A 19,108-nucleotide genomic window follows, 5' to 3' on the forward strand; every position below is an offset into this window, starting at 1 on the left:
CTCTCCTTCGTTCGCAATGCGGTGTCTGTAGAGACCTCCGCAATGAGTTTGTTCTGGAAGAAGATGGTTCATTGAAACGCGAATGAAAATGAAAGATAACGACTGAAGTCCATGCATTTTTGTTTGGCGGATGCGAACGATGGAATGGAGCGACCTCAAACTGTTTCTGGCGATCGCGCGGTTCGGCACGCTGGGGGCAGCAGCCCGCAGCCTCGGACTGACGCAGCCGACCATGGGCAGGCGGCTGCGTGCCCTTGAAACCTCTCTCGGCCAGACGCTCTTTCAGCGCACGACCGATGGCTTCGTTCTGACAGATGAAGGCGCGGCCGTGTTCGCCGGCGCCGAACGGATCGAGGAGGAGGCGCTCGCCGTCGAGCGGGTCCTTGCCGGCGGCAGCCGACAGCTCGATGGGTTTCTTAGGCTGTCTTCATCCGACTGGTTCGGCGCGCATGTGCTTTCGCCGGTGCTGGCGGAATTCTCGCAAGTCCATCCGAAGGTGGTGGTCGAATTGTTGACTGACAGCCGGCTTCTCAGCCTGTCGCGACGCGAAGCCGACCTCGTCTTCCGCATCCAGCCCTTCGCGGAAGCGGAGGTCATATCGCGCAAGCTCATCCATATCGAATACGGCCTCTACATCAGCCGCGGCGCGCTGCACCCCGAAGCCGGCGACGGCGCGGGCACCCGCCTCATCACCATGGACGAGGCTTTCGGCGACATGCCGGATGTCGGCTGGCTGCAGCGCCTGTTGCCGCAGGCCGACATCGTCATGCGCAGCAACAGCCGCGATGTGCAGGCGGCGCTCTGTGCCAATGGCGCCGGGCTCGCCGTCCTGCCGCGGCCGCTCGGCGATTCCCTTGCGACCATCGAACTCGTCGATCTCGGTGAACCGCCACCCGGCCGCGACACCTGGGTCGGCTATCACCGCGACATGAAGCGCTTGGCGCGGCTGCGCGCCCTGCTGGATCTCGTCATCGAGAGGCTGGCGCGCTGAACCGGCGCTGCCATCAGCGCTCCCAATAGGGGACGGGCCCGTAAAGCTCTGCCAGATAGTCGATGAACAGCCGCACCTTGGCCGGCAGAAACTGCCGGCTGGGATAGACGGCCGACAGCGCGACATTGTGCGAGCCTTCATAGGCCGGCAGCACCTGCACCAGCCGGCCGGCCTTGAGCTCTTCGCCGATATCCCAGGTGGAGCGCAGCGCGATCCCGAGGCCGGCGATCACTGCCTCGCGGATCACCTCGCTGGAGTTGGTGATCAGCATGCCTTCCGGCCTGAGACTCAGCGCCCCGTCCGGCCCGTTCAGCCGCCAGGTGTCGTTATTGTGGGCCGGCAGGCAGCGGTGGTGTTTCAGCTCGTCGATCTCCTTCGGCTCGCCATGCGCTGCAAGGTAGCCCGGGGAAGCGCAGAGCAGCCGGCGCACCGGCGCCAGCCGGCGGGCAACGAGGCTCGAATCGGTGAGTTCGGCGATGCGGATCGCCAGATCGAAACCGCCGCCGACGATGTCGCTGAATTCGTCGGTCAGCACCAGGTTGATCGCAAGCTCCGGATGCGCCTCCATGAAATCCTTCAGATGCGGCGCGATATGCATGCGCCCGAAGGAGGTCGGGGCCGAGATCTTCAGCGTGCCGTGCATCTGCGCCGAGCGGCCGGAAATATAGAATTCCGCCTCCTCAAGCCCGGCGAGAATGCCGAGAACGCGGTCATAGAAGCCCTGTCCGGCTTCCGTCAGCGAGATCTGCCGCGTCGTGCGCTGCAAAAGCCGCGTGCCGAGCCGGTCCTCCAGCCGCTTGATCCGTTTGGAGACGACGGCTGGGGAAAAGCCGAGCGCCCGCCCGGCGAGAGACATGCTGCCTGTCGAAACGACCTTGGCAAAGATTTCGAGATCACCCAGATTGGTCATAAGGTTTTGTGACTTTTTCCCTTTTTGGCATAAGTGCTTAGCATTTGCGCCACTTTCGGGAAAGTGCTAAGCCGTTTTATCGGCGGCAGGGAGGTTCGCGGCCGGTTTCCGCTGTCATCTTCCCGCTGTCATTCCCCCTCGTCAGGGCCAGGGAGAACGCCATGTCCGACGCCATTTCGTTTCTCAGCCCCCGTTCCGATGTCCTGGCACGGCGCGCCCAGATCGTTGCCGATCTGACCGATCTTCTGCCGCCGGAATGCCTGGTGCATGAGGCGCGCGAGCTGGTGCCGTTCGAGACCGACGCTTTCGTGTCCTACCGCCGCCTGCCGCTCGCCGTCGCCCTGCCGCGCACCACGGCCGAGGTTTCGGCCGTCATGCGCTATTGCAACCGCTACGGCATTCCCGTCGTGCCGCGTGGCGCCGGCACCTCGCTCTCCGGCGGCGCCATTCCGCAGGAAGATGCCGTCGTGCTCGGCCTGTCGAAGATGAACAGCATCCTCGAAATCGATCTGCCAAACCGCGTTGCCGTGGTCCAGGCGGGCGTCACTAATCTCAATATCTCCGAATCCGTCTCCGCGGACGGCTTTTTCTATGCGCCTGATCCGAGTTCGCAGCTTGCCTGCACCATCGGCGGCAATATCGGCATGAATTCCGGCGGCGCCCACTGCCTGAAATACGGCGTCACCACCAACAATCTGCTCGGCGTCAGGATGGTGCTGGTCGATGGCACGGTGATCGAGCTTGGCGGCAAGGCGCTGGATGCGGCAGGCTATGACCTGCTCGGCCTCGTCTGCGGCCACGAAGGCCAGCTCGGCATCGTTACCGAGGCGACAGTGCGGCTGATCGCCAAGCCGGAAGGCGCGCGCCCGGTGCTCTTCGGCTTCGAGAGTTCGGAGGAGGCCGGCGCCTGCGTTGCCGATGTCATCGCCGCCGGCATCATCCCGGTCGCGATCGAATTCATGGACAAACCGGCGATCGAGATCTGCGAGGCTTTCGCCCATGCCGGATACCCCCTCGATGTCGGTGCGCTTTTGATCGTCGAGGTCGAGGGGTCGGAAGCGGAAATGGACGCCGCGCTGAAGGACATCGTCGAGATCGCCCGTCGCCACGCTGTCAAGACCGTGCGCGAATGCCAGTCGGCGACCGAGGCAGCGCTGATCTGGAAAGGTCGCAAATCCGCCTTCGGCGCCACCGGCCGCATCGCCGACTATATCTGCATGGATGGCACCGTGCCGCTCAGCCAGCTCTCCCACGTGCTCAAAAGAACCGCCGAGATCGTCGATCATTACGGCCTGCGTGTCGCCAACGTCTTCCACGCCGGTGATGGCAATATGCATCCGCTGATCCTCTTCAACGCCAACGATCCCGAAGATGCCGCCCGTGCCGAGGCGGCCGGCAACGATATCCTGAGGCTCTGCGTCGATGCCGGCGGCTGCCTGACCGGCGAACATGGCGTCGGCATCGAGAAGCGCGACCTGATGCGCCACCAATATTCCGAAGCCGATCTCGCCCAGCAGATGGCAGCGCGCGCCGCCTTCGATCCCGGCTGGATCCTCAACCCGTCGAAGGTCTTTCCGCTCGAGGGACGTCCCGCTGCATGATCGATCTGATGCCGACGAGCGAGGAAGAGGCCGCAGTGATCGTCCGCGCCCATGCGGAAGCCGGCCGGCCGCTTGATATCTGCGGCGGCAATACCCGCTCGGGCTTCGGCAATGCGGTTGCCGCCGAAGACCGGCTGCGCTCGACCGGGCTTTCCGGCATCGTCGCCTACAATCCCGGCGAAATGGTCATGACCGTCCGATCCGGCACGCCGCTTGCCGAGGTCGAGGCCGCCCTTTCGGAGAGCGGCCAGATGCTCGCCTTCGAGCCGATGGATCATCGCCCTGTGATGGGCACATCGGGCGAGCCGACCATTGGCGGTGTCTTCGCTGCCAATGTCTCCGGTCCGCGCCGGCTGATCGCAGGTGCTGCCCGCGACAGCCTGCTCGGTGCGCGCTTCGTCAACGGCAGAGGCGAGATCATCAAGGCCGGCGGCCGGGTGATGAAGAATGTCACCGGCCTCGATCTCGTCAAGCTGATCGCCGGCTCGCACGGCACGCTGGGTTTCCTCACCGAAGTCACCTTCCGTGTGCCGCCGCGCCCGAAGACGGAGCGGACGGTGGTGCTATCAGGCCTCAACGACGCCGAGGCGGCAAACGCCATGGCGGCGGCAATGGCCTTGCCGGTCGAAGTCTCGGGTGCGGCCCATCTGCCCTTGACAGTGACGTGGAAATTCCTCGCCGGCAAATTGCCCGAGGGCGAGGCGACGGTTCTGCGCATCGAAGGCCTGCCGGGCTCGGTCGACGTGCGCATCGAAAAGCTTGCGGCGGCCATGTCGGCCTCCGCCACGGTCACGCGGCTGGAACAGCCGGAAAGCTCCAGGCTCTGGCAGGAAATCCGCGACGTGCTGCCCTATGCCGACGGCACCACGCGGCCGGTCTGGCGTGTCTCGGTCGCCCCTGGCACCGGCCATCAGCTGGTCGCAGCCCTCCGCCTCGAAGCCGGCGTCGACGCCTTCTACGACTGGCAGGGCGGCCTCGTCTGGATGCGCATGGAGGCCGGCCCCGAAGCCAAGCAGGTCCGTCGCTACATCAAGGCGCTCGGCGGCGGCCACGCGACGCTGATCCGTGCATCGGGTGAGGCGAGGGCGGTCACCGCTGCCGTCCACCCCGAGCCCGAGGCGGTGGCGATGCTGTCGCGCCGGGTGAAAGAGAAATTCGATCCGGCCGGCATATTTAATCCCGGGAAGATGGGATGAGGGATAAGATGGGTCTGACGATACCTGGCATCCTCCCAAAGCGGAGATCTCGCTAGATGCAAACCAACTTCACCCTGACCCAGCTCCTCGACCCCGATGTCGCTGAATCCGAGCAGATCCTGCGCAAGTGCGTTCACTGCGGTTTCTGCACCGCCACCTGTCCGACCTATGTGACGCTCGGCAACGAGCTCGACAGCCCGCGCGGCCGCATCTACCTGATCAAGGACATGCTGGAAAACGGCCGGCCCGCCGATGCAGAGGTCGTCACCCATATCGACCGCTGTCTCTCCTGCCTTGCCTGCGTCACCACCTGTCCCTCCGGTGTCGATTACATGCATCTGGTCGATCACGCCCGCGCCCATATCGAAAAGACCTACAAACGCCCGTTCATGAACCGGCTGACGCGCGCCATTCTTGCCGCCGTGCTGCCCTATCCCCGCCGCTTCCGCCTGGCGCTCAATCTCGCCCGCCTCGGCCGGCCCTTCGCCGGTCTGATGCGGGGTGGCGCGCTGAAACCCTTCGCCGCCATGCTGGCGCTTGCACCGCGCCGCATCCCCGCTGCTTCGCCCTTCGCAAAACCCGGCAGCTACCTGCCCGAGACGGAACGGCGCGGCCGGGTGGCGATCCTTTCCGGCTGCGCCCAGCCGGTGCTCGATCCCGGCATCAACGCGGCGGCGATCCGGCTGTTGACGCGGCTCGGCGTCGAGGTCGTGCTGCCGGAAGGAGAGGTCTGCTGCGGCTCGCTGGTCCATCACATGGGCCGCGCCGAACAGGCGCTCGAAAGCGCCCGCGCCAATGTCGATATCTGGACGCGCGAGATCGACGGGCAGGGCCTCGATGCGGTCATCATCACCGCCTCGGGCTGCGGCACGACGATCAAGGATTACGGCCACATGCTGCGTCTCGATCCCGCCTATGCTGCAAAAGCGGCGAGGGTCTCGGCACTGGCCAAGGACGTCACCGAATATCTTGCGACCCTCGATCTGCCGGCGCACGTGCCGAAGGGCATCACGGTCGCCTATCATTCCGCCTGTTCCATGCAGCACGGCCAGCGGATCACCCTCGCACCGAAGCAATTGCTGAAAGCGGCGGGCTTTGCGGTGCGCGATCCGGCCGAAGGCCATCTGTGCTGCGGCTCTGCCGGCACCTATAACATCATGCAGCCGGAGATCTCGGCTGCGCTGAAGGCGCGCAAGGTCAAAAACATCGAGGCGACCAAGGCCGATATCATCGCCACCGGCAATATCGGCTGCATCACCCAGATAGCCACCGGCACCGGCATTCCGATCCTGCACACGGTCGAACTGCTCGATTGGGCCTACGGCGGCGCTATGCCGGAAAAATTAACAGGTTTGCCGTTAGGTTGAAGCTTGCGAAGGCCTGTCGGGCCGGTCTCGGGAGTTTAGACGATGTGGCGGGGAATGATTGTGCTTGCGGGACTACTCGGTGCGGCAGGCACCGCCCATGCAAATAGCCGCTATTTCTGTTCCGCCGATGACAAGGAAGCACGCTTCACGCTCGAAAGCGGTTTCGAAAGCGATGCCGGCCACAAGCTCAACCATTTCCGCGGCGCGTTGATCGTCAAGGATGAGGCCCAATCGACCGTATTCGGAAAGCGTGTTTTCGAATCGCAGCACCTGACCAATCACTGGTCGCGCGACGGCGAACTGCTTATGGAGGTCTTTGACGGCGGCGGTGACGATACCGACGGAGCAACGCTGGATCTGGTGGTCGTCGCCGGTGAGCGCGGCAAGCCGTCGGCAAATTTCAGCGGCACATATTCCCTGACGATAGCAGGCGGCGAAAAGCCCTATGCCGTCGAGGGCAAGGTCAGCTGCGGCACCAAATAGCGCCGCAGCCGAAATTTATTCTTACCAGTGGAATGAAACGCCGACGTTGACGGCATTCGTGAAGATGTTGGTCTTCAGGTCCACGCCGCTATCGATCGGAACGTCGATGCGCGAATAGGTGCCCTTGTATTCGACGAAGGTCGACCAGCGCTCGGTCACCTTGAAGTCGACGCCGGCCTGGGCCTGCAGCGTCACGCCGCCGAATTCATAGGCCCAGGTCTTGCCCTCTGGGCGAATCACTTCGACATGCGGAATGTTCACGCCGATACCGGCGCCGAGATAGGGCGTCCAGCGGCGGGTCGGATCCTGGAAGCGATAGAGACCGTTCACCGTGATCAGGTTCAGGCCGTCGGTGAATTCGAAATGCGACCAGCCGGTCTTGGCCAGCGTATCGTCGTCGGCATAGACCTTGTCATGGGTATAATCGAGCGAGACACCCCAGTTCGGTTTGTTGAAGTTCTCGAGCCACCAGGTGACGCGGCCGCCGTAATAAGGCGGGCTGCCGAAGGACTTGCCTTCCCAGCCGGCGGTGAAATGCGTGCCGTCGGAGAGATCGACGCCGCTGTGTGGTGCGGTCTGATAGCCGCCGTAGACGGAGAATTGCAGATCTTCCGCCGAGGCGGAAGCTGCCGAACAGATGGTGAGAAACGCGATGCCCGCAAGCAGTGAAGCGGAGGAACGCAGCGCATATGTCATTGAATAGCCCCGATATTGCAAATGTGTCGACTCTTAGGCAGGTTTGCCAGCTTTCAGTCGCAAAGTCTAAGCAAAACAAAAGGCGCGTCAAAATGCGCCTTTCGTTTTTTTTGAAAGTGTTGCTCAGCCGCCAAACATCGTGCGCAGCACGTCGATGCCCCGATCCTCAAACGCGACCTTGCCCTGCTTGTTGCCGGGGCCAATGACGATCACCTTGGTGCCGACAGGCGCGCGGTCATAGAGATGGGTCACATCCTCGTTCATCATCCGGATACAGCCGGACGACATGTTGAGGCCGATCGTCCAGGGCTGGTTGGTGCCGTGAATGCGGAAGATCGTGTCGCGGCCACCCTGGTAGAGATACATGGCGCGGGCGCCGAGCGGATTGTCCTCGCCGCCTTCCTGGAAAGCGGGGATCATGTGTCCTTTGGCGGCTTCGCGGCGGCGCATCTCGGCCGGCGGCGTCCAGGCCGGCCATTCGGCCTTGCGGCCGATCTTGACCACCCCGGACCAGCCGAAGCCATCGCGGCCGACGCCGATGCCGTAGCGGGTGGCGCGATTGTTGCCTTCGACAAGGTAGAGATACTTGTTGTTGGTATCGATGATGACGGTGCCGGCCGCTTCCGTCGTCACCAGACGCACTTTCTTGCGCTTAAACTGCGGCTTCACGTATTTCGGCATCTGCGCCACACGCACAATCTGCGCCGGGCGCTGTGCGTTATCAGGGGTGGAGCCGGCGGGTGCGGCAATGGCGGACGCAGACATCAAGGACAGGACAAGTCCGGCGGCAGCCAGACCCGGCATCAATTTGATCATGGACGATTCCCCTCAAGCAATATCCGAGCGAAGCTACATGAACTTCTGCCCGATTCAAGATCGGCGCGATCGGATACAGCAATTTTGGGGAAAGGAGCCGGCTGTGCTTGCGGCTCCCAAGATGTTGTGCCGCCGTTACATGACGATGACGCGGGTTCCGACGTTGACGCGGTCGTAGAGGTCGACGACGTCTTCGTTGCGCAGGCGGATGCAGCCGGAGGAGACGGCGCTGCCGATCGACCAGGGCGCGTTGGTGCCGTGGATGCGGTAAAGTGTCGAGCCGAGATACATGGCGCGGGCGCCGAGTGGGTTTTCCGCGCCGCCGTCCATGCGCGCCGGCAGGTAATGGCCCTTGGCGGCTTCGCGGCTGATCATCTCGGAAGGCGGCGTCCAGTCCGGCCATTCGGTCTTGCGGGTGATCTTGTGGGCGCCCGCCCATTCGAAGCCAGGCTTGCCGACGCCGACGCCGTAGCGGCGCGCCTTGCCGCCTTGCATCACCAGATAGAGGAAACGGTTGTTGGTATCGATGACGATCGTGCCGGGCTTTTCCTGCGTGTCGTAGTCGACCATCTGCGGCAGGTATTGCGGTTCGATCGGATGGCGGATCGACGGGATGCCGGGATTGATCGCCGAAACGGTCTGCGGTGACACCTGCGGCGCCCGGCGGATGATACGGCGCTGGAAAAGGCCGCGCTGCTGCGGCTGGATGACCGGCCGCTGGTAGACGACGGGACGAACCGTGCCGCCGCCCAGCTGGTTGATCCAGGGCGCGGTCAGATCGGGGCTGAGCACGACGGGCGGGCGAGTGGCGTAACGGTCGTCTGCAAGGGCGGCCGTGGAGAAAATGCCGAAGAGGGCTGCGGCAAGAACAAGCTGTTTCATCATCGGACGAACTCTCTACAAATGACCGAAAATGCGCTGGCGGGACATGTCCGCCCGGGAAGACGCTGCCACCCAATCCGCCAGCGAATGGTAAAGATCGATTCATGAAAAGCCGACCGATCGGATAAACTTTTCGTCAGGGTTACCGTTCGGTTTGGAAAGACGGTTTGCAAATGGTAAAGCCGGAATCAATACCGGAGAACGAAGCGGACCCCCGCAGAATGAAGGATCATGAGCACGACAGGCATCATCACCGGCGAGGATGGCAGGAGCCGCTGCCACTGGCACGCCAATCTGCCCGACTATCTCCGGTATCATGACGAGGAATGGGGCCGCCCCGTCACCGACGACATCCGACTCTTCGAGAAGATCTGCCTCGAAGGTTTCCAGTCCGGCCTTTCCTGGCTGACGATCCTGCGCAAGCGCGAGAATTTCCGCGCCGACTTTTCAGGTTTCGATTTCGAGAAGGTCGCCCTTTTCGGCGAAGGCGATGTCGCGCGCTGCCTTGCCGATGCCGGCATCATCCGTCATCGCGGCAAGATCGTCTCGACCATCAACAATGCCAAGCGTGCAATAGAGCTCAGGGACGAATTCGGCTCGCTCGCCCATTATTTCTGGCGCTACGAACCCGGCCATAACGAACGGCCGGCAGTGGTCGACCGTGATCACATCGTCGCCAATCCGACGACGCCGACATCCGTGGTCATTTCGAAGGATCTGAAGAAACGCGGCTGGACCTTTGTCGGCCCGACCACAGTTTATGCTTTCATGCAGGCGATGGGTCTCGTCAACGATCATCTGGAAGGCTGCTTCTGCCGGCCCGAGGTCGAGGCGATGCGCACCGCCCTGGTTCGCCCATGAAAGATCACTCCGTGAGAACATTGATCGCCGCCGCCGCCCTTTTCCTCCTGACGGTCTCCGCCATGGCGCAGACGCCGCAGCTCGATCCTGGCGAGAAGCTGGAGAAGCTGCAATTCCCTGCCGTCACCATGCAGTTGAAGGGCTGGACGAAGTTCGGCAATGGCCATGTCTATACGCTGCCGGTGCGCGCCGGCCAGCACATGAAGATCAGTTTTTCCAGCAAGAGCAAATTTGCCTTCCTGGCAATCTTCGACCTGTCGAAACCGGATGACGAGGCCTTCTTCGGTACCGACGAGGACGGCACGAGCTTCGAGACGACGGTCAAGGAAAACGCTACCTGGCTGCTGCGTCCCTATTATTCCAAGGTCTCGCCGCGTCGCGGCCTCGGCGCTCCCTTCAGCATCCTGATCGAGCCGCTGGCGGCTGCTCCGCAGCAGCCGAAACCGCCGGCCGAGCCGGAGAGTCCGTCGCTCTTTCCAAAGGCGCCCGCCAAGCAATGAGGTAAGAGCTGCAAGCGCAGCTTATGAGAGGCGGTCGATCAGGTCGCGCAATTCGCCGAGGTGGCCGATCTTGCGGAAACGCGGCGCCTCTTTCGGCTCGTCCACATGTTCCAGCACCCAGGTCAGTTCGTGCGGCACGAAGACGCCGTAGCTGCCGGCCGCGATTGCCGGCACGATGTCCGATTTCAGCGAATTGCCGACCATCATCGCCCGCTCCGGCCCGTCGCCGACCTTGGCGAAGATGCGGCGATAGGTGACGGCCGTCTTGTCGGAGACGATCTCGACGGCATCGAAGAAGTCGCCGAGCCCGGATTGGGCGAGCTTGCGCTCCTGATCGAAGAGATCGCCCTTGGTGATCATCACCAGCAGGTATTTGCCGGCAAGCGCCTCCAGCGTATCGCGCACATGCGGCATGGTCTCGACCGGATGGTTGAGAAGATCCCGGCCGGTATCAAGGATCTTGGCGATCACGCTCGCCGGGACCTTGCCCTCGGTGATCTCGATCGCGGTTTCGACCATCGACAGCGTGAAGCCCTTGATGCCGAAGCCGTAGTGGCGAAGGTTGCGTTTCTCGGCTTCCAGCAGCCGTTCGGAAATTTTCGGTCCTTCGGCGAAATCGGCAAGCAGCCCGGTGAAATGTGCTTCCGTCAGCCGGTAATATTGTTCGTTCTGCCAGAGCGTATCGTCGGCATCGAAGCCAATCGTGGTCAGTGGTCGCGTCGTCATATGCGCACCTCTTAAAATATGGCCGGCAATCTATCGGCTGCCTGTGTCGAGACAAGGGCATCCGCCTCCGCACAGCCAAGGTACGGCGTTGAAAAGCGCCGCCGCCGCACTACATGAAAATCGCCTCACCTTGCAGCCAGCCACGGCTGTGCCTGTCATATGCAGGCCAATAATCAAAAAATGAAGTTCAGTAGTTCGCAAGCCCCTCTTGCGGCAGACACAAAGGAATTTTTCGACCATGCGTTACAATCAACTCGGAAATACGGGACTTTTCGTCTCGGAAATCTGCCTGGGCACGATGACCTTCGGCGAAGCCAAACAGGGCAGTATGTGGGGCGCCATCGCCGACGTCGACCAGAATGCCGCCGACCGGATCGTCGAGCGCTCGCTTGCATCAGGCGTCAATTTCATCGACACGGCCGACGTCTATTCATCCGGCGAGTCCGAAAGGCTGCTCGGCCAAGCGCTGAAGAACCTCGACATCCCGCGCAAGGACGTCGTCATCGCCACCAAGGTCTACGGCGTCATGGGTGACAAGCCGAACGATCGCGGCGCCTCGCGCGGCCATATCATGGATTCGGTCGAGGCGAGCCTCAAGCGCCTGCAGACCGATCATATTGACCTCTATCAGATCCACGCGACCGATACGGTGACGCCGATCGAGGAGACGCTGCGCGCCTTCGACGATCTCGTTTCCCGTGGTCTCGTGCGCTATATCGGCGTCTCCAACTGGCAGGCCTGGCGCATTTCCAAGGCGCTCGGCCTATCGGAACGCCGCGGCTTTGCCCGCTTCGAGACAGTACAGGCCTATTACTCCATCGCCGGCCGCGATCTCGAACGTGACATTGTGCCGATGATGCAGGAGGAAAAGCTCGGCCTGCTGGTCTGGTCGCCGCTCGCCGGCGGTCTGCTCTCCGGCAAGTATGGTCCCGGCGCGCCCGGCAACGGCGAGGGCCGCCGCGCCAGTTTCGATTTCCCGCCCGTCGACAAGGACAAGGCCTGGGCCTGTGTCGCCGTCATGCGCGAAGTCGCCGAAAAGCACGACGTCAGCGTCGCCACCGTGGCACTCGCCTATATCCTCGCCAAGCCCTTCGTCACCACAGTCATCATCGGAGCCAAGCGGGTCGATCAGCTCGACCAGAACCTTGCCGCCGTCAAGCTGAAGCTCGATGAAGACGATATGAAGAGGCTCGACGAGGTGAGCGCGCTTGCTCCGGAATATCCGGGCTGGATGCTGGCGCGACAGGGCGCCGGCCGCCGGCCGGCCGATTTCGAGCCGAAGGACTGACCTCGCCAACATAAGTCTTGGGGAACGCCGGATTTCTCCCGGCGTTCCCTTTTCACGAGTGATCGATTACTTGCCGTGGGTCTTGAGCCAGGCGTTCATCTCGGCGATCTCGGCTTCCTGCGCCTTGATAACGGCTTCGGCGAGCTTGCGGATATCGGGATCTTTTCCGTATTGCAGCTCGATCTTGGCCATATCGATCGCACCCTGATGGTGGGGGATCATGCCGCGGACGAAATCCGCATCGGCATCGCCGCTATACTCGATCATCATATCCTTGTGCATCTTGGCGTTCGCCTCGCTGAAGGCGTGGCTTGCCGCATCGTGGTTGCCCATCGGCTTGCTCATGTCCATCGGCTTGTCTTCGGCAAGGACGGGAGCGGCAACGATGGCGAGCATTGCGGTGAGGGTGATGATTTTCAAAGACATGAGAGTTCCTTCCTCTGTCTGACAATAGGTCTTCCAGGCGGCCGGGCCGCCCATTCGGCATGGAAAGCGTTGTCTCAGGACAGTCGGGGCGGGGGCGGCTGCGGTACCGGCTTGTCGCCGTCCAGGGCGCGGGCAGGCGCCGGGGTGGGGTAGCCGAAAATGGATTTTCCGCTGGCCATGACCGTCACCGCCGGTGGCAGCAACAGGCAGGCGGCGCAAAGGGGCATATGTGCGGAATTGCCGCTGGCGCAGGGGCCTTTCGAGGGCTCAGTCTTGCCCACCGCCTCGGACATAGCCATGCCGTGCATTTCGTGGTGCATGCCGGTTTCGACGGCAACCGGTGCATTCATCGACGCACATGTCGGACAGCCTGCCCATGCGGACATGGCGCTGTAGACCAGCCAGCCGAGAAACATCGTGATGAGAGCGAACGTGCGCATGCTGTTTTATAGGCGAAGGCCGGATAGAAGCCAAGCCGGTGGTCACATCCAGGTCACCAGGCGGCAATGACCTTGTGCTCGATCTTATAATCCTTGTTCTCTTCGCCGAGCGGCGCGACCGGCCATGTCCAGGCGGCTTTTGCCGGCGGCGGCAAAACGCCATGCAGCAGGTCGGCCTCTTCATGCGTCTTGCCGTTGCGGTCGATGACGGCATAGGCGATGTCGGTCACCAGGCAGCTCCGGCAGGGAAGTCCCGCAAGCCCGGTCAGATGTGCCGCGATCAGCCTTTCCACCGTGTCTTCAGGCATTCGCCCGGCCTCGGCCTCATGGCGCCGTTTCACGCCGCGACCGATCTGCGACAAGAGGTTGGCGGAAACCACGAAATCGAGATAGGGCACGCCGCGCATGAAGCCGAGCGGTTCGGGTTCGCGGCCGGCGGCAAGTTCATCATAGCCGGAGAGATCACGCTCAATCAGCCGGACATTGCGATAGAATTTGGCCGACAGCCACAGGCGCACCGAGGCGAGATGAACGAGATCGACCAGGACGACGGTGTCGAAATCCCGCGCCAGCGCTTCGATCGGCACGTCGCGCAACAAGCCTGAGCCGAGGACGACGGCGGTCCGCTTCTGCCTGAGGTCGGCCGTTGCCGCCAGGATCGCCTTCCGGCTCATCTCCTCATGCTCGGCCCAATCCGCCGCGCAGCGCCCGGCCCGCGACCAGAGATTGACGGAATAGCGGACGAACTTTCGATGCGGCTTGCCGGTCAGCGGCAAGGTCGCGGCATAGAGAAGCGCCTCCGTGATCATGAGCATATCCGCATTTCTGAGGGACGCCTCTTCGTTCAATCGATTCCGGTCTTGACATCAAGGCCCTTCGCCCTTGCCGCTCCCCGCCCAATCCGCTAGGAAACCGCCACTGTCACAGTCAGTGGAATTCCCGGAAATGAACGATAAGCAGAAGAAACCGCAAAAGCTCAAGGCCCGCCTGCCGCGCGGCTTCGTCGACCGAACGGCCGGCGATATCCGCGCCGTCAACGAGATGACGGCAAAGATCCGGGAAGTCTATGAGCATTATGGTTTCGATCCGCTCGAAACGCCGCTGTTTGAATATACCGATGCGCTTGGCAAGTTTCTGCCCGATAGCGACCGGCCGAACGAAGGCGTCTTCTCGCTGCAGGACGATGACGAGCAATGGATGTCGCTGCGTTACGACCTGACGGCGCCGCTCGCCCGTCATGTCGCCGAGAATTTCAACGAGATCCAACTGCCCTATCGCACCTATCGCGCCGGCTATGTTTTCCGCAACGAGAAGCCAGGCCCCGGCCGCTTCCGCCAGTTCATGCAGTTCGATGCCGATACCGTCGGTGCGCCGGGTGTTCAGGCCGATGCCGAAATGTGCATGATGATGGCCGATACGCTGGAAGCCCTCGGCATCAAGCGCGGCGACTATGTCATCCGCGTCAATAACCGCAAGGTTCTGGACGGCGTGCTCGAGGCGATCGGTCTCGGCGGCGAGGACAAGGCTGGCCAGCGGCTCAACGTGCTGCGCGCCATCGACAAGCTCGACAAATTCGGTCCGGAAGGCGTGGCATTGCTGCTCGGTCCCGGCCGCAAGGATGAATCCGGCGACTTCACCAAGGGCGCCGGTCTCGATCAGGCGCAGATCGACAAGGTGCTGTTCTTTGTCGGCATCACGGACTATGCCGAAAGCGCTGCGCGTCTTGCCGAGCTGGTTGCTGGAACCGCCAGGGGTGGCGAAGGCGTCGAGGAGCTGAATTTCATTGGTGCGCTGGTGACTAGCGCCGGTTATGGCCCTGACCGCATCAAGATCGACCCCTCCGTCGTGCGCGGCCTCGAATATTATACAGGCCCGGTCTATGAGGCCGAACTGACCTTCGACGTCACCAATGAAAAGGGCGAAAAGGTCGTCTTCGGTTCGGTCGGCGGTGGCGGGCGTTATGACGGCCTCGTCTCCCGCTTCATGGGCCAGCCGGTTCCGGCGACGGGCTTTTCGATCGGCGTCTCCAGGCTGATGACGGCGCTGAAGAACCTCGGCAAGCTCGGCGCGAGCGAGGTCATCGAGCCGGTGCTGGTGACCGTCATGGACGGCGATATCGAGGCGATGGGCCGCTATCAGAAGATGACGCAGGAGCTGCGCGCCGCCGGCATCCGCGCTGAGATGTTCCAGGGTAACTGGAAGAAGTTCGGCAACCAGCTGAAATATGCCGATCGCCGCGGCTGCCCCGTCGCCATCATCCAGGGCGGCGACGAGCGCGCCGAAGGCGTCGTGCAGATCAAAGATCTGATCGAAGGCAAGCGGCTCTCCGGCGAGATCGAGGACAATGCCAGCTGGCGCGAAGCGCGCGTGGCGCAAGAGACGGCGCCGGAAGCCGACCTCGTCGCCAAGGTCAGGGAGATCCTTGCTGCGCAGGCCGAGGATCGGAAGAGGGCAGGCGGTGATGTCTGAGGCATTTCCGACACGCTCTTTGCCTGTTGTTCGGAGGCTCGCATGCCCCTGATCAACCTTCCTGACTTCGCTGGCGACCTGCTTGCCGAATTCGTCGCGCGCAACGCCGAGCGCATCGACACGCCTGTCATTCAGCCGGCCGAACCTTTCCTTGATATCGCCGGCGAAGATCTGCGCCGCCGCATCTTCATGACGGAGAGCGAAACCGGCGCCAGCCTCTGCCTGCGTCCCGAATTCACCATCCCTGTCTGTCTGCGCCACATCGAGACGGCGACCGGCACGCCGAAGCGTTATGCCTATCTCGGCGAGGTTTTCCGCCAGCGTCGCGACGGCGCCAATGAATTCTATCAGGCCGGCATCGAGGATCTTGGCGATATCGACCTGTCAAACGCCGACGCCCGCGCCATCGGCGATGCCACTGGCATTCTCGCCCGCCTGCTGCCGGGCCGGCGCTTAGCCGTGACACTAGGCGACCAAGCGGTGTTCGAGGCTGTCGTCCAGGCGCTCGGCCTGCCGCTCGGCTGGCAGAAGCGCCTGATCCACGCCTTCGGCAATATGACGCAGCTGGAAGCGCTGCTTGCCAGCCTCGTCAGCCCGCAATTCGTCACCGGGCTGGACGACGATATCGCCAGGCTTGTCGCATCGGGCGACGAGCAGGCGCTGGTCGCCCATCTCGAGCGGGAGATGCAGAAGACCGGCTATTCGACGAATGCCGGCCGCTCGGCCCTGGAGATCGCCCGACGGCTCAAGGAAAAGCTCATCCTGTCCGAAACGCGCCTCGACGATGCGGCCTTCCGTGTTTTGGAAGAGTTCCTGTCGCTCGACGTGCCGCTGGTCAATGCTTCCGCAGCCCTTTCCGGTTTTGCCGATGCTGCCGGCCTGAAACTCGGCAATGCGCTCTCCCGCTTCAACGGCCGCGTCGCAGCACTTTCCAATGCCGGCGTCGATCTTTCCTGCCTCGACTACCGCGCCGCCTTCGGACGGCCGCTCGATTATTACACCGGCCTCGTCTTCGAGGTGACGGTGGAAGGCTCAAGCGCGGTGCTCGCCGGCGGCGGCCGTTTCGACCGGCTCCTGACCTTCCTCGGTGCGACGGACCGTATTCCGGCCGTCGGCTTCTCCTTCTGGCTCGACCGCATCGAAACCGAAAGGGCAGCCGCATGACCATCACCATCGCGCTTCCCTCCAAGGGCCGGATGAAGGAGGACGCTTCGGCGATCTTCGAACGTGCCGGCATGACAATCTCGGCGGTCGGCAACGACCGCTCCTATCGCGGCCGCGTCGAAGGCTGGGATGATGTGGAGATCGCCTTCCTCTCGGCTTCCGAAATCTCCCGTGAAATCGGCAACGGCACCGTCGATTTCGGTGTCACTGGCGAGGACCTGATGCGGGAAGGTTTTGCCGAGGTCGACAAGCGCGTCGAATTCTGCGCCCGGCTCGGCTTCGGCCATGCCGATGTCGTCGTTGCCGTGCCGGAGATCTGGCTCGATGTCGACACCATGGCCGATCTCGTCGATGTCGCCGCCGATTTCCGCGCCCGCCACGGCCGACGCCTTGCCATCGCCACCAAATACTGGCGGCTGACCCAGCAGTTCTTTTCGAGCCAGCACGGCATCCAGCTTTATCGCATCGTCGAAAGCCTGGGCGCCACCGAGGGCGCTCCCGCCTCCGGCTCGGCCGATATCATCGTCGATATCACCTCCACCGGCTCGACGCTGCGCGCCAACCACCTGAAGGTGCTCCAGGACGGCGTCATCCTGCATTCGCAGGCCTGCCTGGTGCGCGCCCGCAAGGAAAACCACGCCGGCGAACCCGCCGTGCAGGCAATCATCGAGGCAGTGCGCGCCGCCCTCTGATCCTGGTCATAAGGCATAGAAAAACCCGCCGTCGGATGACGGCGGGTTCTGTATGTCCGGGAGGATGTCTGCTGGCGTTATGCAGCTGCGTAGGCGCCGCGGCGGGCGTCGAGCGAGTAGGCGCCTGCGCCGTTGGTTGCGAGCATGATATAGGCGCCGGCGAGCGTGATGTTCTTCAGGAAGTTGACGAAGTTCAGGCCGTTGATCCAGCCGTTGGCGGCGGCCGGGAAATCCGGAACGTTGACTGGCGCAAGGTGGAAGACGACGCCGGTGAAGACACAGAAGACGGCGAGCAGCCAGCCGACGATGCGGACCTGGAAGCCGACGAGCACGGCAATGCCGGTTGCGAGTTCGAAGAGGCCGGCGAGATAGGTCAGCGCGGTGGAAGCCGGAAGGCCGGCACCGGCGATCATGCCGGCGGTCGCTGCCGGATCGGTCACCTTGCCGAAGCCGGCAAAGATGAACATGAAGGAAAGAAGAATACGGGCAATCAGGATGATGACGTTGTTCGACATGGACGTTGTCTCCGTTTGAAGGACTCTGGAGATCTTGGTGCCCCGGCACCGCTTCGACCTCGGATGCCTCTATGTGGCTCTTTTCGTGCGTTGTGGAAAGATAAACGAAAGGGGACACTTCGTTCACTAATATGGAACGATCTCCAAAGCGCGTCGCGTTCGACGGCATTCATGCGACGCGCTTAGATCTTTGTTGTCATGCATGTCGTTGTCCCAAAACCGCTGCGCACTTTTGGGCGACATGCATTGGATGCCCCCGCTTGCGTTTGCTAAGCCCGGTTTTTATGGTCGGCGCCCAACATGGAGAATCCGATGGCAGATCTTTCCGCTTTTCCGATCACGACGCGCTGGCCGGCGAAAAATCCCGACATCATCCAGCTCTATTCCCTGCAGACCCCGAATGGGGTGAAGGTCTCCGTCGCCCTCGAAGAACTCGGCCTCGCCTATGAGCCGCATTATATTTCCTTCGCCGCCAACGAGCAGAAGTCGCCGGAATTCGAATCTCTCAACCCGAACGGTCGCATCCCCTCGATCATCGATCCGAACGGTCCGGACGGGAAGCCGATCGGCCTTTTCGAATCCGGCGCCATTCTGCTTTATCTCGCGGAAAAAACGGGCAAGCTCATCCCTGCCGATGCCGCCGGCCGATATGAAACCATCCAGTGGGTGTTTTTCCAGATGGCGGGCATCGGCCCGATGTTCGGCCAGTTCGGACATTTCTACAAATTCGCCGCCGACAAGGTCGCCAACAATTCCTATCCGGTGGAGCGTTATCGCGATGAATCCAAACGCTTGCTCGGCGTGCTCGAAGACCGGCTGAAGGATCGCCAGTGGATCATGGACGATCTCTATACGATCGCCGACATCACCACCTTCACCTGGGTTCGTGGCGCCGACATCTTCTATGGCGGCCGCGAGGTTCTCGAATACGCGAAATTCCCCGCCGTCTCGGATTGGCTGGAGCGCTGCATCGCTCGTCCGGCAAGTGCCAGGGGCCTCAACATACCGGTCAAGCCGGAGTAACGGACGGCCCAAGAGATCGCCGATCCCGGCCCCTCATCCGGCTGCCGCCACCTTCTCCCCGT

General features: G+C 62.5%; 21 protein-coding genes. 12 read left to right on the forward strand and 9 right to left on the reverse strand.

What is annotated here, in order from left to right; translation table 11 throughout:
* Positions 1 to 139: 139 nt before the first annotated feature.
* Positions 140 to 991 (forward strand): LysR family transcriptional regulator, encoded by an 852-nt coding sequence (locus J3P73_RS04955; protein ID WP_130699565.1) that lies wholly within the window; start codon positions 140 to 142, stop codon positions 989 to 991.
* A gap of 13 nt (positions 992 to 1,004) precedes the next feature.
* Here the strand turns inward: J3P73_RS04955 and J3P73_RS04960 are convergent, their stop codons facing one another.
* Positions 1,005 to 1,901 (reverse strand): LysR family transcriptional regulator, encoded by an 897-nt coding sequence (locus J3P73_RS04960; protein ID WP_130691295.1) that lies wholly within the window; start codon positions 1,899 to 1,901, stop codon positions 1,005 to 1,007.
* Positions 1,902 to 2,062: 161 nt separating this feature from the next.
* On the opposite strand from J3P73_RS04960, the gene J3P73_RS04965 reads away from it, so the two are divergent.
* The 4 genes from J3P73_RS04965 to J3P73_RS04980 are packed head-to-tail and all read left to right on the forward strand — an operon-like array spanning position 2,063 to position 6,548.
* A complete protein-coding gene (locus tag J3P73_RS04965) occupies positions 2,063 to 3,502 on the forward strand; it encodes an FAD-linked oxidase C-terminal domain-containing protein (RefSeq protein WP_130771140.1) in 1,440 nt (479 codons plus the stop codon).
* Positions 3,499 to 4,698: a glycolate oxidase subunit GlcE gene (glcE, locus tag J3P73_RS04970; protein WP_207579781.1), complete on the forward strand. Its 1,200-nt coding sequence runs from the start codon at positions 3,499 to 3,501 to the stop codon at positions 4,696 to 4,698. The genes J3P73_RS04965 and glcE overlap by 4 nt, the downstream gene beginning before the upstream one ends.
* A gap of 56 nt (positions 4,699 to 4,754) precedes the next feature.
* On the forward strand, positions 4,755 to 6,065 hold the full coding sequence (gene glcF / locus J3P73_RS04975; RefSeq protein WP_130691301.1) for a glycolate oxidase subunit GlcF: 1,311 nt from the start codon (positions 4,755 to 4,757) through the stop codon (positions 6,063 to 6,065).
* Positions 6,066 to 6,107: 42 nt separating this feature from the next.
* Complete coding sequence (locus J3P73_RS04980) at positions 6,108 to 6,548, forward strand: hypothetical protein (RefSeq protein WP_018483290.1); 441 nt, start codon at positions 6,108 to 6,110, stop codon at positions 6,546 to 6,548.
* Between the two features lie 21 nt (positions 6,549 to 6,569).
* On the opposite strand, the gene J3P73_RS04985 is transcribed toward J3P73_RS04980, so the two are convergent.
* The 3 genes from J3P73_RS04985 to J3P73_RS04995 form a co-directional block, all read right to left on the reverse strand.
* Entirely contained in the window at positions 6,570 to 7,244 is a 675-nt protein-coding gene (locus J3P73_RS04985; protein WP_130691303.1) for an outer membrane protein, read from the reverse strand.
* 123 nt (positions 7,245 to 7,367) lie between these two features.
* Positions 7,368 to 8,060 carry a L,D-transpeptidase gene (locus tag J3P73_RS04990; RefSeq protein ID WP_130691305.1) on the reverse strand — a complete coding sequence of 231 codons (693 nt, stop codon included), beginning with the start codon at positions 8,058 to 8,060 and terminating at the stop codon, positions 7,368 to 7,370.
* A 135-nt stretch (positions 8,061 to 8,195) separates the two neighbouring features.
* Complete coding sequence (locus J3P73_RS04995) at positions 8,196 to 8,945, reverse strand: L,D-transpeptidase (RefSeq protein ID WP_130691307.1); 750 nt, start codon at positions 8,943 to 8,945, stop codon at positions 8,196 to 8,198.
* 228 nt (positions 8,946 to 9,173) lie between these two features.
* Between J3P73_RS04995 and J3P73_RS05000 the strand changes: the two genes are divergently transcribed.
* Together J3P73_RS05000 and J3P73_RS05005 are read left to right on the forward strand one after the other, a co-directional pair.
* Complete coding sequence (locus J3P73_RS05000; RefSeq protein ID WP_130697695.1) at positions 9,174 to 9,803, forward strand: DNA-3-methyladenine glycosylase I; 630 nt, start codon at positions 9,174 to 9,176, stop codon at positions 9,801 to 9,803.
* Positions 9,800 to 10,303 (forward strand): hypothetical protein, encoded by a 504-nt coding sequence (locus J3P73_RS05005; RefSeq protein ID WP_130691311.1) that lies wholly within the window; start codon positions 9,800 to 9,802, stop codon positions 10,301 to 10,303. Before J3P73_RS05000 ends, J3P73_RS05005 begins: the two co-directional genes overlap by 4 nt.
* 21 nt (positions 10,304 to 10,324) lie before the next feature.
* On the opposite strand, the gene J3P73_RS05010 is transcribed toward J3P73_RS05005, so the two are convergent.
* Entirely contained in the window at positions 10,325 to 11,029 is a 705-nt protein-coding gene (locus tag J3P73_RS05010; protein WP_130691313.1) for an HAD family hydrolase, read from the reverse strand.
* Positions 11,030 to 11,267: 238 nt separating this feature from the next.
* Here J3P73_RS05010 and J3P73_RS05015 point away from each other — a divergent pair, with 238 nt between their 5' ends.
* Complete coding sequence (locus tag J3P73_RS05015) at positions 11,268 to 12,317, forward strand: aldo/keto reductase (RefSeq protein WP_130691315.1); 1,050 nt, start codon at positions 11,268 to 11,270, stop codon at positions 12,315 to 12,317.
* 66 nt (positions 12,318 to 12,383) lie between these two features.
* Here the strand turns inward: J3P73_RS05015 and copM are convergent, their stop codons facing one another.
* The 3 genes from copM to J3P73_RS05030 all read right to left on the reverse strand — a co-directional run bounded on the left by copM (position 12,384) and on the right by J3P73_RS05030 (position 13,998).
* Positions 12,384 to 12,743, reverse strand: coding sequence for a CopM family metallochaperone (copM, locus tag J3P73_RS05020; protein ID WP_130691317.1), 360 nt, complete (start codon positions 12,741 to 12,743; stop codon positions 12,384 to 12,386).
* 74 nt (positions 12,744 to 12,817) lie between these two features.
* Complete coding sequence (locus J3P73_RS05025) at positions 12,818 to 13,183, reverse strand: hypothetical protein (protein WP_130666598.1); 366 nt, start codon at positions 13,181 to 13,183, stop codon at positions 12,818 to 12,820.
* 53 nt (positions 13,184 to 13,236) lie between these two features.
* A complete protein-coding gene (locus J3P73_RS05030; protein WP_018483280.1) occupies positions 13,237 to 13,998 on the reverse strand; it encodes a hypothetical protein in 762 nt (253 codons plus the stop codon).
* Between the two features lie 130 nt (positions 13,999 to 14,128).
* Between J3P73_RS05030 and hisS the strand changes: the two genes are divergently transcribed.
* The 3 genes from hisS to hisG are packed head-to-tail and all read left to right on the forward strand — an operon-like array spanning position 14,129 to position 17,508.
* Positions 14,129 to 15,652: a histidine--tRNA ligase gene (gene hisS / locus J3P73_RS05035; protein ID WP_130691321.1), complete on the forward strand. Its 1,524-nt coding sequence runs from the start codon at positions 14,129 to 14,131 to the stop codon at positions 15,650 to 15,652.
* Between the two features lie 42 nt (positions 15,653 to 15,694).
* Positions 15,695 to 16,816, forward strand: a complete 1,122-nt coding sequence (locus J3P73_RS05040; RefSeq protein ID WP_018483278.1) for an ATP phosphoribosyltransferase regulatory subunit — start codon at positions 15,695 to 15,697, stop codon at positions 16,814 to 16,816.
* On the forward strand, positions 16,813 to 17,508 hold the full coding sequence (gene hisG / locus J3P73_RS05045) for an ATP phosphoribosyltransferase (RefSeq protein WP_018483277.1): 696 nt from the start codon (positions 16,813 to 16,815) through the stop codon (positions 17,506 to 17,508). The genes J3P73_RS05040 and hisG overlap by 4 nt, the downstream gene beginning before the upstream one ends.
* A 77-nt stretch (positions 17,509 to 17,585) precedes the next feature.
* On the opposite strand, the gene J3P73_RS05050 is transcribed toward hisG, so the two are convergent.
* Positions 17,586 to 18,023: a DoxX family protein gene (locus J3P73_RS05050; RefSeq protein ID WP_018070161.1), complete on the reverse strand. Its 438-nt coding sequence runs from the start codon at positions 18,021 to 18,023 to the stop codon at positions 17,586 to 17,588.
* A 312-nt stretch (positions 18,024 to 18,335) separates the two neighbouring features.
* Here J3P73_RS05050 and J3P73_RS05055 point away from each other — a divergent pair, with 312 nt between their 5' ends.
* Entirely contained in the window at positions 18,336 to 19,046 is a 711-nt protein-coding gene (locus J3P73_RS05055; RefSeq protein ID WP_130691325.1) for a glutathione binding-like protein, read from the forward strand.
* The last annotated feature ends 62 nt before the right edge of the window (positions 19,047 to 19,108 follow it).

Source organism: Rhizobium ruizarguesonis (assembly GCF_017357285.1).
In the GTDB taxonomy this organism is placed as follows: Bacteria; Pseudomonadota; Alphaproteobacteria; order Rhizobiales; family Rhizobiaceae; genus Rhizobium; species Rhizobium ruizarguesonis.